This window comes from Deltaproteobacteria bacterium (genome assembly GCA_026129095.1).
In the GTDB taxonomy this organism is placed as follows: Bacteria; JAGRBM01; JAGRBM01; order JAGRBM01; family JAHCIT01; genus JAHCIT01.
Map to the genome: position 1 here is coordinate 359,792 of JAHCIT010000002.1, position 13,594 is coordinate 373,385.

Annotated in this window: 11 protein-coding genes; 8 read left to right on the top strand and 3 right to left on the bottom strand. The window is 62.5% G+C overall.

The genetic code is table 11. The features are described from left to right. Positions 1–153: 153 nt before the first annotated feature. From KIT79_04085 to KIT79_04120, 8 genes are all read left to right on the top strand, one after another. The gene (locus tag KIT79_04085) at positions 154–1,272 is read left to right on the top strand and encodes a hypothetical protein (GenBank protein ID MCW5828477.1); all 1,119 of its coding nucleotides are present in this window, start codon (positions 154–156) and stop codon (positions 1,270–1,272) included. A 21-nt stretch (positions 1,273–1,293) separates the two neighbouring features. Then, entirely contained in the window at positions 1,294–1,809 is a 516-nt protein-coding gene (locus KIT79_04090; protein MCW5828478.1) for a hypothetical protein, read from the top strand. A gap of 19 nt (positions 1,810–1,828) precedes the next feature. Continuing rightward, positions 1,829–4,645, top strand: a complete 2,817-nt coding sequence (locus KIT79_04095; protein MCW5828479.1) for a HAMP domain-containing protein — start codon at positions 1,829–1,831, stop codon at positions 4,643–4,645. Positions 4,646–4,770: 125 nt separating this feature from the next. Then, complete coding sequence (locus tag KIT79_04100; protein MCW5828480.1) at positions 4,771–5,922, top strand: ABC transporter substrate-binding protein; 1,152 nt, start codon at positions 4,771–4,773, stop codon at positions 5,920–5,922. 17 nt (positions 5,923–5,939) lie between these two features. Then, entirely contained in the window at positions 5,940–6,848 is a 909-nt protein-coding gene (locus KIT79_04105) for a branched-chain amino acid ABC transporter permease (GenBank protein ID MCW5828481.1), read from the top strand. 19 nt (positions 6,849–6,867) lie between these two features. Then, positions 6,868–7,848: a branched-chain amino acid ABC transporter permease gene (locus tag KIT79_04110; GenBank protein MCW5828482.1), complete on the top strand. Its 981-nt coding sequence runs from the start codon at positions 6,868–6,870 to the stop codon at positions 7,846–7,848. Continuing rightward, complete coding sequence (locus tag KIT79_04115) at positions 7,845–8,660, top strand: ABC transporter ATP-binding protein (protein MCW5828483.1); 816 nt, start codon at positions 7,845–7,847, stop codon at positions 8,658–8,660. The genes KIT79_04110 and KIT79_04115 overlap by 4 nt, the downstream gene beginning before the upstream one ends. Further along, the gene (locus KIT79_04120; GenBank protein MCW5828484.1) at positions 8,657–9,361 is read left to right on the top strand and encodes an ABC transporter ATP-binding protein; all 705 of its coding nucleotides are present in this window, start codon (positions 8,657–8,659) and stop codon (positions 9,359–9,361) included. Before KIT79_04115 ends, KIT79_04120 begins: the two co-directional genes overlap by 4 nt. A 3-nt stretch (positions 9,362–9,364) precedes the next feature. Here KIT79_04120 and KIT79_04125 read toward each other — a convergent pair whose 3' ends face one another. Genes KIT79_04125 through pnp form a run of 3 tightly spaced genes read right to left on the bottom strand, consistent with a single transcriptional unit; the run spans position 9,365 to position 13,569 of the window. Further along, the gene (locus KIT79_04125; GenBank protein ID MCW5828485.1) at positions 9,365–10,807 is read right to left on the bottom strand and encodes a hypothetical protein; all 1,443 of its coding nucleotides are present in this window, start codon (positions 10,805–10,807) and stop codon (positions 9,365–9,367) included. A 19-nt stretch (positions 10,808–10,826) separates the two neighbouring features. After that, positions 10,827–11,312 carry a dUTP diphosphatase gene (gene dut / locus KIT79_04130; GenBank protein MCW5828486.1) on the bottom strand — a complete coding sequence of 162 codons (486 nt, stop codon included), beginning with the start codon at positions 11,310–11,312 and terminating at the stop codon, positions 10,827–10,829. Next, entirely contained in the window at positions 11,290–13,569 is a 2,280-nt protein-coding gene (pnp, locus tag KIT79_04135; protein ID MCW5828487.1) for a polyribonucleotide nucleotidyltransferase, read from the bottom strand. The genes dut and pnp overlap by 23 nt, the downstream gene beginning before the upstream one ends. Between the last annotated feature and the right edge of the window lie 25 nt (positions 13,570–13,594).

A 13,594-nucleotide genomic window follows, 5' to 3' on the forward strand; every position in this document is an offset into this window, starting at 1 on the left:
AATTGCTGGATAAAGCGCAACCAAACCTGTGTATCAACGGACCAAAACTCCGGTAAAACTTTGTGAGGCGGTCCCGATCTGGAAAACAGGGGGATACCGGTCAAAAAGAGCGCTTCCATGATCCGGACTGTGCGTTTACAATCCATTGGAATTATGAAGCTTTTCCGATCTCCTGGGGGTGCTCGCCGCACCGGCATTCCTTCCACTGTTCTGGTCACACTGTGCGCATGTGCAGCCATTTGTGCCCCGGCGGCCCTCCAGCTCCATGCCAATGAGCCCGAAAACGCCCCGGAAAAGGGCACAAGAATAGTCTCATTCGATAAAAACGGGGATAAACGGCCGGACAAGTGGGCGGTCTTTGTAGACGGCATCGTGACCGAGATCGCCTATGACCGCAATCACGACGGCAAGCCGGACTTCTGGGAATACCTGAACCCCAATGGCCGCATGGCCCGGACCGAGGCGGACAACAACCATGACGGCAAGCCGGACCTCGTTGTTTTCTATTCCAACGGGCATCTCTCCTTCAAAATCATCGATGACGATTTCGACAGCGTGCCGGACCGGGTGGTCTATTTCGACGGCGACGAACGCACCGGACTCAGCTCCGAGGAGTTCACTCACCTGAAGCAGAACCCCGAAGCAGCGCTGGACCCCGCAACCCGGCCTGCCAGGCGCGCTTCCGCTCCACGGGCATCCGGCATCCGCAAGCCAAAACCGGTCATTGCCCGGCCGGGGATATCCCCGGCTGCTGTGCCTTCCGAAGCAGAAGACCCCGCATTCTTCCCTCTGGGCCCCGATTTTCTCATACGGGTGCCGGTCCCGGGTGGGGCGGCCGCGCTGTCTGAAAACCGGACCTGGATGGTCGAGCGCGAGCCCCGGCTGTTCCGCTGGCCGGACGACGGGACCGGATTTGAACTCCAGAATACCCCGACACAAGGAGCGATCCGGATCCGCTACCAGAACCGGGATGACCCGGGAAGCCAGGTCACGCACGATGGGCTCGAGCGCCGGCTGGATTCCTATGCGCGGCGGGCATTCGGCCGGCTGCTTCATGTGAACGAGAGCGGCCGGCAGATCCTGACGGCCCTCGGCCCCGGCCGGCTCGGTGTCTACACAGTCAAATACCAGCGGCAGTCCTACCGGGTATCGCTGTGCGCGGTGGCGGCAAAGGAACACTGGATATTCTTCCTGGCAGCAGCGCCACGGGACACCCACACGGCCCTCGAAAGCGCCCTGCTGGAGATGTTACAGGGCATCCGGATCGGCTAGCGTGGCGGGACAGGGATCGGCATGGCGGACAGGCAACCGGATGACAACGATGAGACCGTGATCGGTGGCGACATTGATCTGGACGCACTTGTCGCGGAAATCGACAGCCGGCGACCAGACGCTGCACCGGCATCCGGCGGAGCCAGTGACGATCTGGAGATGGTCGAGATGGATACAGCTTCGGACCTCGAGATGGTCGAACTGGATGCGGAGCCAGAACCGCCAGTACCGGCGCCTGCCCCGGCAGCTCCGCTTCCCGACTGGCTTGGAGACGATCTGCCAGTCAAACCCGTGCAGGCCGATACGGCCATCGCAGTCAATCTGGCAGATGGCGGAGAGGAACCGGAGCTGGACCTTCGCCACGAGTTCCAGCGGGAAACCGCGCCCGATCCGTCGTTCGTCATTGATGACGATGTGGACGAGATTCCGAAAGTTATATGCGGCAAGTGCGGAACCCGCAACGAGGTCACGCGCCGCACATGCCGGAACTGCGGCGACCGGCTGAAGATTCCGGAAGAATACCAGCAGGCCGAGTAGACCGGCAGGACAGGGATTCATGAAGGGCCTCAAGACCGCAGCGGAACTGAAACAGGAGTGGCAACGCCAGCTCCGCTGGGTAGCGCCGTTTTTCGTCCGCACCAACGAGGCGGTTTCACTGCCCTTGCGGGCTTGGGGCCTGTGCGTCATGGCGGCCACAATCGCCGTCGGATTCCTGTACCTTCTCGTATACCTGTCGGTTTCCGAGCGGTTTGATGTCTACCTGAGCACCATCAACCGGACCGGCCTGTACGGCATGGGCGCCTTTTCGGCCATCACCACGACACTGCTCCTGCTTGTCGTCAACTACCAGTGGCTGCTCCGCCACAATACACGGCTCACAGAACTGGTCCGGCGCCGCCAGACGCCATCAACCGAGCTGGTTCACCAGGCGATCGACGAACTGTCCCGGTTCCCCATTACCGAAACCCTGATTTCCCTCTTTGTCTGGTTTTTTGCCGCCGGCCTCTGGTACCTGGGCTTCAGCCACTTCGCGGAACTCCCGGCGCCGCTTGTCCGGTTCATCGCCATCGGAGTCGCGTGCGAGGGCCTGCTCCTCGCCCCTTACCAGTATTTCTTCTTCCGGATGATGGTCGCCTACGACTACGACAAGATATCCGGCCTGCTGGATGAGCCGTATTACCCCGAAAAGATCCGGCTGGTTACGATGCAGCGCAAGATCGCCGGATCCATCCTTGTCCTGCTGGTGGCATCACTGGTCGCGTTCTTCTTCACTACCCGGTACCTGAGCATCTGGAACCTCCAGGGCCGAACCGTGGAAGTCGGCCGCGACCTCCTGACGGCATCGGCATTCAGTGTCTCGGGCACGCTGGGCGAATCCGGACTGTTTGCCGGAATGGACTATGACACGTTCCGCATTGACGAGGCCCGCCGGCTCATTGACACGATGGACCGGGCCACCAACCAGCCGCTGTTTCTCGTCGACCGGAACGGCAGCTTCCTGTTCGGCGATCCACGGCGCCTTCCGCGCGGCCTCAGCCAGAAAATGACGGCCGTGCTCAAGGCGGACGAAAACCTCGAAACCCGGCCCGGCGACTGGATCGAGGACCGCCAGACGCTCGACATGCTCGTCGCCGTCCGTGTCCGCGACCTCAAAACGGACAACTGGACCGGTCATTATGTGGTCACTTTTTACCTGTTCGATGATATTGAGCGAAGCCTCGACCGGACAGCCTGGATAGCGCTGTTCGTCATCGTAGTCATGGTCATCGTGGGACTGCAGGTGTCGCTGCTTGGCGCAACCGATTTCACGACGCCGGTGGGCCGGATGAATGACATCGCCGCAAGCGTTGCCGACGGCGATCTCACCCGCGAGCTTCAGGTGCTCTCCGAAGACGAGATCGGCAGCCTGGGCAAGAGCTTCTCCAGCATGCTGGGCACTATCCAGCACACGCTCCGGCGTGTCGGGCGTTCGGCCGACGAGGTTGACCAGGTGATCGGCCAGATCAGCGCAGTCGCCGACCGGGTCTCAAAGGGCGGGTCGAGCCAGATCGTCAGTGTCCGGGAAGCCTCGCAGCACCTGGACCTGCTCCACAACTCGATCCGGTCGATCGGCGAGAACGTGTCGGTACTCAACGAATCGGCCGAGGAAAGCTCCAGCTCGGTCAGCCAGATGTCCCTCCAGGTGACGACCATCAACCAGAACGTCGTGAAACTTTCCGAGTCGGTCGAGGAAACGAGCACCGCCATCGAGGAGATGCTCAGGTCCATCGAACAGGTCGGCGGGTCGGTAGGACGCCTGAAGGGTATCTCGTCCGATTCGACCAATGCGCTGGAAAAACTGAACGGCCTTATCTCCAAGGTGGAAGCAAATGCCAAGTCCACGGATGAACTGGCCCGCCAGACAGCCCGCCATGCCAGGACCGGCACCAAGTCGGTAGACGACATGATCGCCGGCATCGAGACGATCCGCACATCCTTTACGCAGATGCAGCACGTCATCGAGTCGCTGCACGAATCGGCAAGCGACATCGGCAACATTCTGGGCGTCATCCGCGACATCGCCGACCGGACGAACCTGCTCTCCCTGAACGCCTCGATCATCGCCGCCCAGGCCGGCGAGCACGGCAAGGGCTTCTCCGTAGTGGCAAACGAAATCCTGTCGCTCGCTAACTCGACGGCAACCAATACCCGCGACATCGAGCGGCGGATCGAAACCCTCCAGAGCGAGTCGCAGAAGGCGATCAAGGCGGTCGAACAGGGTTCAGAGGCTATCGGCCGGGGCCTGTCGCTTTCGCATGACGCAGGTGCCGCGCTCAAGGAGATCGCCGCCTCGGCCGAGCAGTCGGCGGCCATGGTCAAGCTGATCGTCACCACCACCAACGAGCAGTCGGCCGAGGCCAGCAACGTGAGCCGGGCGTTCGACGAAGTGGCCGCGATGGTGAGCCAGATTTCACGCGCCACGCAGGAGCAGACGCACGGAACCGGCCGGATATCGAACGCCACGGTCGAGATGCGCGATGTGGCTTCTGCCGTGTCGGCCCTGCTCGGCGAGCACCGGCACCATTCGGCCCAGATCGTCGGCGCGATGAAAAACATCACCGAGATGATCCACTACATCAGCGAGGCACAGAACCAGGAAACCGCCACCTGCGATGAAGTCCAGAAACTCGTGACCGAAATCGTCCGGGTGTCGGAAATCTATGCCGGCGAAGCCAGCACGCTGAATGAGTCCATCCTGACACTCCAGAAACTGTCCAATACCCTGCGCGAGGAACTCAGCCGGTTCGTCCTGAGTCCTGGCGGAAATGGTGCGGCAGCTCCGGCGTCAGGCCCCGGCGAGCCGCCCCGCCCCGGAACCCCGGCCATTCACTAGCAGACGCCGCTTTCCCCCTCTTTATTACCCGGCCCGATACAGTTAGGTTTCAGCCTCGTGTTTCTGCGGGCCGCCGGCCAGTAACTGGCGGCCGCCCCATCAAAAAACGCTCCGGGGGACCAACCATGAGCAAGCGAAAACTGGCTCTGCCGCTCATTTGCACAGGCCTGGTGCTGGCCTTCCAGCCGGGTTGCCAGAAAGGCGGCCAGCAAGAACCGGCGACGATCCGGATCGGCGAATATGCCTCGCTGACCGGAGCCACAGCGACCTTCGGGATCTCCTCCAGCCGGGGCAGCCGGATGGCCACCGAGGAGTGGAACGCCCGGGGCGGTCTCCTGGGCAAGAAGATCGAGCTCATCACCCTGGATAACCAGTCCAAGCCCGAAGAGGCCCGTCTCACTGCGCTCCGGCTCATTAACGAAAGCAAGGTCATTGCCCTGCTCGGAGAGGTGGCCTCATCCCGTTCCCTCGCCGTGGCCCCCGAGGCCCAGCGTTACCGGGTGCCGATGGTCTCGCCCGCTTCCACCAACCCTGCCGTGACCGAAACCGGGGACTACGTTTTCCGCGCCTGCTTCATCGATCCCTTCCAGGGATCGGCTATGGCCAAGTTCGCCTACGAGGATCTCGGCCTGCGGAAAGCGGCCGTGCTGTTCGATGTCCGCAACGACTACTCCGTCGGGCTGAAGACGTTTTTCATGCAGAAGTTCAGGGAACTGGGCGGCCAGATCGTCATTGAAACGAGTTATGCCGAGAAGGATATCGAGTTCCGTGCGCAGCTCACCCAGATCCGCGAAGCAAAGCCCGAATTCGTATTCCTGCCAGGCTACTACAACGAGGTGGGCCTGATTGCGCGGCAGGCGAGAGAACTCGGCCTCACCGTTCCGATGCTTGGCGGCGACGGGTGGGATTCAACCAAGACGGTGGAAATCGGCGGCGAGGCGGTTGAGGGCTTCTATTTTTCCAACCACTACGCTTCCGACGATCCCAGCCCCGCCATCCAGGAGTTCATCTCCCGGTTCAAGGTAAAATACGGCGAGGTCCCTGATGCCATGGCCGTGCTGGGCTATGACGCTGCCGGAATGCTCTACAGCGCCATCGAGCGGAGCGGCTCCACCGATCCGGCGAAAATCCGCGACGCACTGGCCGCGACGAGGGATTACCCCGGTATCTCGGGCGTCATCTCGATGGATGAGAAGCGGAATGCGCGCAAGCCGCTCATCGTTCTCCAGATCAGGGGCGGAAAATTCGTCTACCATAAATCGGTCAGTCCGGACTGATTCTCCGGCGGGGGCGAATGGAACTTTTTCTTCAGCAGCTCGTCAACGGCCTCGCATGGGGAAGCATCTATGTCCTGCTCGCGCTGGGCTACACGATGGTCTACGGCGTACTGAAGCTGATCAATTTCGCCCACGGCGAGGTATTCATGGCCGGCGCCATGACGGCCTTTTACGTGCATGCCTCACGGCCTGAACTGATGGCGGCCTGGTCACCCTTCACGGTCATGGCCGTCCTGTTTCTTGCCTCTGCCCTTGTCTGCGCGCTGCTGGCGCTTCTTATCGAACGGATCGCCTACCGGCCCCTCCGCTCGGCTCCCCGGCTCTCGGCCCTGATCACCGCCATCGGTGTCTCGCTGCTGCTCCAGAACGCCGGCCAGATGGTGTTCGGTGCGAACCCCAAGGTGTTTCCCACGATGATCGAATCGAGGCCGCTCCTGACGATGGGAACTGTCGTCGTTTCGAATCTGCAGGCCATCGTCATCCTCACCGGCCTCATTCTGGTCGCGGCACTGGAGCTGTTCATCCACCGGACCCGCCTCGGGCGGGCCATCCGGGCCACCTCGTTCAACCCGAAGGCCGCAAGCCTCATGGGAATAGACGTGGACCGGGTGATCGCCGCGACCTTCGTGATCGGGGCGGTGATGGCCGCCGCCGCCAGCATCCTCTATGGAATGTTCCTGCCGAAGATCGATCCGCTCATGGGGCTCATGCCCGGCCTGAAGAGCTTCGTGGCGGCCGTTCTGGGCGGAATCGGGTCGCTCCCCGGCGCGGCACTGGGCGGCCTCATCATGGGGCTGGCCGAGACTTTCGTCACTGGTTACATATCGTCCAATCTGCGCGACGCCATCGCGTTCGTGCTTCTGATATTCATACTGATTTACCGGCCGGGCGGAATCCTTGGAAACGAACAGCCTGAAAAGGTTTGATCCGGCGAGCGGGCTCGCCCTGGCAGTCCTGCTGGCGGCGCTGTTTGCCGCCGACCGCTATCTGCTGGACGGGCTCTCGCCCTATGTCCGGCTTCTCATTGTCACGTCGGCGATCAATGCACTCTTGGCGGCATCACTGAACCTGGTCAATGGCGTCACCGGACTGTTTTCCATCGGACACGCAGGTTTCATGGCCTGCGGCGCATTCCTTACCGCCGGCACTCTCGCCCATTTCGGCCGGGACGGTGTGCTGCCTGTACTGTGGGATATGGCGGGAGGACTCGGGGCGACGCTCGTGTACACGGGTATTCTCGCCGCCGGAGGCCTGCTCGCCGTGGTGGCCAGCCTCATCGTCGGCGTACCGACCTTGAGGCTCCGGGGTGACTACCTCGCCATTGCCACCCTGGGCTTTGGGGAGATCATCCGGGTTCTGATCGTCAACACCGAGAAGCTCGGCGGTGCGCGCGGGCTGTCGGTACCAGTCCGGTACCTGGTGGACGACCGTCTGTTTCCGGTGCTGTCGGTGACGATTCTCGGTATCATATTCCTCTACCGGCTGGTCCATTCGAACCGTGGACTTTCGTACTTCACGGTCCGCGAGGATGAAGTGGCCGCCCGAAGCATCGGCATTTCCACCACCCGGACGCGGATCGAGGCATTCGTGATTGGAAGCTTCTTCGCCGGTGTCGCTGGCGCCATGATGGGTTTTACCCAGACGCTGGTGCATCCCGACTCGTTCCAGTTCCTGAGAAGCATCGAGATCGTCGTGATGGTCGTACTGGGAGGCCTCGGATCCTTTACCGGCGCCGTTTCGGCCGCCGTGCTGCTGACGCTTCTTCTGGAGGGCCTCCGGAGCACTCCACTCCAGGCTCCGGAGTGGCGGCTCATCATCTACGCCCTCTTGCTCATCGTTATGATGCTGTTCCGGCCGCAGGGGCTTCTGGGACGATGGGAAATCACCAGCTGGTGGCGCAGCCGCAGGCAGGGAGGCGCTTCATGAGCCTGCTGGAGCTGTCGGGTGCCGGGATCCGGTTCGGCGGCATCCGGGCCGTCTCGTCCCTCGACCTTGCCGTTGAAACCGATTCACTGGCCGCCCTGATCGGACCCAATGGCGCCGGAAAAACGACAGCCTTCAACCTCATCACCGGCATTTACGAGCCAACCGAGGGCGGCATCCGCTTCGACGCCAAACCGCTCAAGGGACTGGATCCTTCCGCACGCGCACGGCTCGGCATCGCCCGCACGTTCCAGAACATACGCCTGTTTCGTGATCTCAGCGTGCTGGACAACATCCGCGCCGCGTATGTTCCGGCTCTGGGGTACGGGCTACTGGGGGCCATCCGGCGTGGCCGCCATTTCCACGCCGAGGAAGGCGAGTTCCGCAAACGGGCGGAACTGGTGCTGGAGGAAACCGGCCTCGCACCGTGGGCACATTCCGCCGCCGGGAGTTTGCCCTATGGCCAGCAGCGACGGCTCGAGCTGGCCAGGGCTCTGGCGACCGGTCCAAGACTTCTTCTGCTCGATGAACCGGCCGCCGGCATGAACCCGGCTGAAAAGCAGGAACTGGCGGCCCTGATCCGGAGGCTCAAGGAGCGCCACAGGCTGACCATCCTGCTCATCGAGCACGACATGCGGTTCGTCATGGGGCTTTCTGAGCATATTACGGTCATGGATCATGGCATCAGGATTGCCGATGGCACTCCGGACGATATCCGCGCCAATCCCAAGGTGATCGAGGCTTACCTTGGACCGGACGTGCCGCCCGCGGAAATGACCGAGGCCCGGCGGGAACTGGGAGAGAAGAGCCTGTGAGCCTGCTGGAGATCAGCGGACTTCATGTTTCGTACGGCGCCATCCGGGCGATCCGGGGAGTGGATTTTTCAGTCGAAGAAGGGTCGATCGTCACCCTGATCGGCGCCAACGGTGCAGGGAAAACGACCCTGCTCTCCGCCATCGCCGGCCTGCTTAAACCCTCTTCCGGATCAGTCCGGTTCGCGGGTGAGGAGATCACCGGACTCAAGGCACATCAGGCTGTCTCCAGAGGCCTGTCGCTCGTGCCGGAAGGCCGGGCCATCTTCGCAAACCTCACGGTGCAGGAAAACCTCCAGCTTGGCGCCTACCTGCGGAAGGACGGCATCGCGGACGATATCGGACGGATGCTCACGCTTTTTCCCGTGCTGAATGAACGGTACAGGCAGAATGCCGGCACGCTTTCGGGCGGCGAGCAGCAGATGCTTGCCATCGCCCGGGCGCTGATGGCCCGGCCGCGACTGCTGCTGCTGGATGAGCCTTCACTGGGACTTGCGCCGCTCGTCGTTCGGACAATCTTTGAAACGATCCGGGAGATCAGCCGAAGCGGCACCACTGTTCTGCTGGTGGAACAGAATGCCCGGATGGCGCTCGAAACCGCCTCGCACGCCCATGTGCTCGAAACAGGGGAGATCGTCCTTTCCGGACCGAGCAGCGAGCTGGCCTCAAGTGCCCGGGTAAAGGCAGCCTATCTCGGTGACTGAGGGTTATTCGCTGCCTGCGATGCCCAAATCATGCGGGCAGCGTTTTTCGAATACCGACTTTCTGCGGGCGAGAACCTTTCCCGCCGCTTTTTCCGCCTCGACCGGCTCGACGGTTTCGAGATAGGCGCGAAACTCCGCCGCGAGATCAGTCCATGACCCTTCCGGCGGCGGCGCGCCTGGACCGAGACGCCAGAGACGCTCCAGGGTGCCAGGCCCCCTGGACTCGAGCAGCCACTCCACGAACGCCCCGGCCACCGGATAGGCAGCGGCTGCGCTCTCCCGCCAGAAACCCGCAAACTGGAGAAATTGCTCCAGATCCAGTTGCGGCCGGTTTTCCACAATAACCCGCGAAAGCGCCGGAAGCCGGTACCCGGCAGGCGGCACAAGCGCCACAGCGGTTCCCTCCAGCAGCGCGATATTCCACGGAAGTCCCAGCACCGGGCCCCATCCGGCCGTCACCAGATGAACCAGCTCATGTTCCAGAAGCCGTTCGCCCCGCAGGCCGGCAAGCGACTTTGGCTCTAGGTAGGCCGTGCCGAGCCAGGGTTTTGTATAGGTCGTCTGGCGGGCGCCGGTGTAGCGGTACCGTTCATCCGCTGACGGGAAGACGAAAAGCTCCACCTGCGGAGCGGTTTCAATCCCGAGCCGGGGGAGAATATGCCTCATCGCTTCGTCCACGAGACCGGTGATTCGCTCCTGCTCCGGTGTAGAAACCTGCGGATGGAAATAGATCGCCGCCGACTTCGTTCGCGCTACGGGGGCAAATTCTGTCCTGAGCCGGGCATGGGTAACCCTCGTCCCCGTGAACGGCGCCAGAAGGAACAGCGAGAAGCCCGCCATGGCGGCCATGCCGGCAGCCCGTGGCTTTCCGAGTCCGGCCATCCAGAGCGCGAGCCCGGCCAGAAATCCCTCCAGACGGCCCCAGAACAGCGGAGGAATCACATCCACCTGTTCGTCGTAAATGGATCCGGGCCACATCCCGAACAGTGGATGGTGGAACCGGACCGGGGCATCCCTGTACAACGTCCAGAGGACATAACTGGAGGCAGCCGCCACGAGTGACAGCACAAGAAATACGCGCCACTTCACACGTTGCCACCGGCGGGAAAAAAGTCCCGCCCCGGATCCGCATATCGCGGCAGGGACAACATGGAGAAAGTAGAAGAGGAATCCCGGCGGCTGGCTGCAGGGCTGCACGGTCCACTGCTCAACCTGCGCCGGAATCAGCGGCACAAGGGCAAAGGCAGAAGTCCACCAGGCCAGCGGGCGGACGGGAACTCCGGCGGCCATCCCGGCGCCAGCCGAAAAACCAAACACCAGCACTGCAGACAGGATCGCCAGCTCATAGTGAAAGGCATTGGCAAGCGGGAACTTCCAGACGAGAACTGCAGAAATCAAAAGCAGCGCCGCAGCGGCGAAAAAGAGGCAGCGGGAGGATCTGGTCATCAGGCACCATCCCGCCCCGTCACCCCTTCGGTCTGGCGCGGGGACGGGATGCTTTCCGCTTCGTGGCCGTCCCGGTCGAACCGAATCCGCCGTGACCGCGCCGGGTAGCATCCAGCTCGTCCGTTTCCCGGAAACGGGCCTGCGCGACCGGGGCCACCACCATCTGTGCGATACGCATGCCAGGTTCTATCGTGAACGGTTCCTGTCCCAGGTTGGCGAGAATCACTTTCAGCTCGCCCCGGTAATCGGCATCGATAGTCCCGGGCGAATTGAGACAGGTAATACCGTTCTTGATGGCCAGTCCGGACCTGGGCCGGACCTGGGCCTCGTACCCGCGAGGAAGTGCGATGGCGAGCCCCGTGGGAACCAGGGCGCGCCGCCCCGGTTCCAGCACGAGCGGGTTGTCCAGATCAGCGGCGAGGTCGGCGCCGGCCGCGTCCGGAGTGGAATAGACCGGAAGAGCAGCCGTCGGCCGGAGCCGCTTAACGGCGACCGCGACCGCCACGGTCCCTGCCACCACCGCCGTAAGAACCGCGGCCACCCCTGTCGCCACGTCCACCGCGGTCACCACGCCGCTCACCGCCGCCCTGCCGGTCCTCCTCGCTCACGCCTTCATAGAGATCATCAGGCGGGGGCGGAGCCGGCTTCGTATAGTCAACGGTAGTAGGATCGAGGTGGGCCACTTCCTTGTGAGAGAGGCGCACCTTGCCCGTTCCGGCTTCGACATCGAGAACCTTGACGAGGATTTCATCGCCTTCCTGCACCACGTCCTCGACTCGCTCGACCCGGTTCTTGGCAAGATGGGAAATATGCACGAGTCCATCCTTGCCGGGGAGGATCTCGACGAATGCGCCGAAATCGGTCACCCGTCTCACCTTGCCCATGTACAGGTATCCGATTTCCGCCTCGCGGGTGAGATCTCGGATCATCTGGATCGCGGCGTCGGTCTTGGCCTGGTCGGTGGAGGCGATGTCGATGCGGCCGGAATCGTCGATATTGATGGTCGCTCCCGAGCGCGCAGTGATCTCCCGGATCACCTTTCCGCCCGGCCCGATCACGTCCCGGATCCGGTCCGACGGGATATGAATCGAGGTGATGCGCGGCGCATATTTCGACAGTTCCGAGCGCGGCTTGTCTATCGCGGCAGCCATCTTTTCCAGGATGTGGAGCCGGCCCCTGCGGGCCTGCTCCAGCGCCTCGCGCATGATGTCCGTGGTAATACCCGTGACCTTGAGGTCCATCTGGAGCGCCGTGATACCCTTGGTCGTGCCACCCACCTTGAAATCCATGTCTCCCAGATGATCTTCGTCACCGAGAATATCCGAGAGAATGGCATAACGCTTCGTGGCGGTGTCCATGATGAGTCCCATGGCGATTCCCGCTACCGGCGCCTTGAGCGGAACACCCGCGTCCATCATCGACAGCGTGCCGCCGCAGATGGTCGCCATGGATGACGATCCGTTCGATTCGGTAACCTCCGACACCACCCGGACGATGTAGGGAAACTCCTCGTACGTTGGCATGACAGATTCCAGCGAACGTTCCGCCAGGGCACCGTGGCCGATTTCCCGGCGGCCGGGGGCAAGGCGGAAGCTCGTTTCACCCACCGAATAGGGCGGAAAGTTGTAGTGCAGGAGAAAACGCTTGCGGAACATGCCGTCGTACTGGTCAATCCGCTGTTCGTCCATTTCGGTGCCGAGCGTGGCCGTGACGATGGCCTGCGTCTCGCCGCGGGTGAACAGCGCCGATCCGTGCACGCGCGGCAGCCAGCCGACTTCGCAGGTGATATCCCGGATGTTCTCCAGGCCGCGGCCGTCGATACGGACCTTGTCGTTCAGGATGGAGGCCCGCATGAGGTCGCTCTTGAGATTTTCAAGCTCCCCGCTGATCAGGGCACCATGCTTCTCGAGTTCTTCCTCGGTGAACAGCGCCTTCAGGCCCTTCTTCGCCTCGTCCAGCGCGGCGTAACGGTCCTGCTTGTCGCGGATGGCGAACGCCTTCCTCACCGGCTCCGTGGCGTAATCGCGTACTTTCCTGACGAGCGCGGCGTCCGGGGCCGGGGCGTCGAACGTGCGCTTGGCGATGCCAATCTCTTTCGCCAGCTTTTCCTGCATGTCGAGCACCGGCAGCAGCGCCTTGTGGCCGAACTCAATGGCGCGGATCATGTCTTCCTCGGACACTTCCTTTGCGCCTGCCTCGACCATCACCACGGCTTCACGCGAAGCGGCAAGGAAGATGTCGATGTCGGACTCCGCCTTCTGCTGCACAGTCGGGTTGATGATGTACTGGCCCGCGACACGCCCTACCCGGCATCCTCCGATTGGCCCGTGAAATGGGGCATCCGACACCATGAGCGCCGCCGAGGCGCCGATCATGGCCGCACCGGCAGCCTCGTTGTCCGGATCCACCGACAGCACGGTCGGCATGAGCTGGGTATCAAAGTGATAGCCTTCGGGGAACAGCGGCCGGATGGGCCGGTCGATGAGCCGCGAGATCAGGGTTTCACGGTCAGTGGGCCGGGCCTCCCGCTTGAAGTAGCCGCCGGGAATGCGCCCGCCTGCGTAGAACTTCTCGGTGTAGTTGACGGTGAGAGGGAAGAAGTCGGTGCCCTCCTTCGCCGTGGTGAGCGAGACGGCGGGCACAAGGACCACGGTCTCGCCATAGCGGATAATGACGGCCCCGGATGCCTGTTTGGCAACCCAGCCGGTTTCGATGGAGAGCGGACGGCCGCCCAGATCGACGGAAACGGTTTTCTTGTTCATGGGTAAATTACGCTTTATTTCCCTT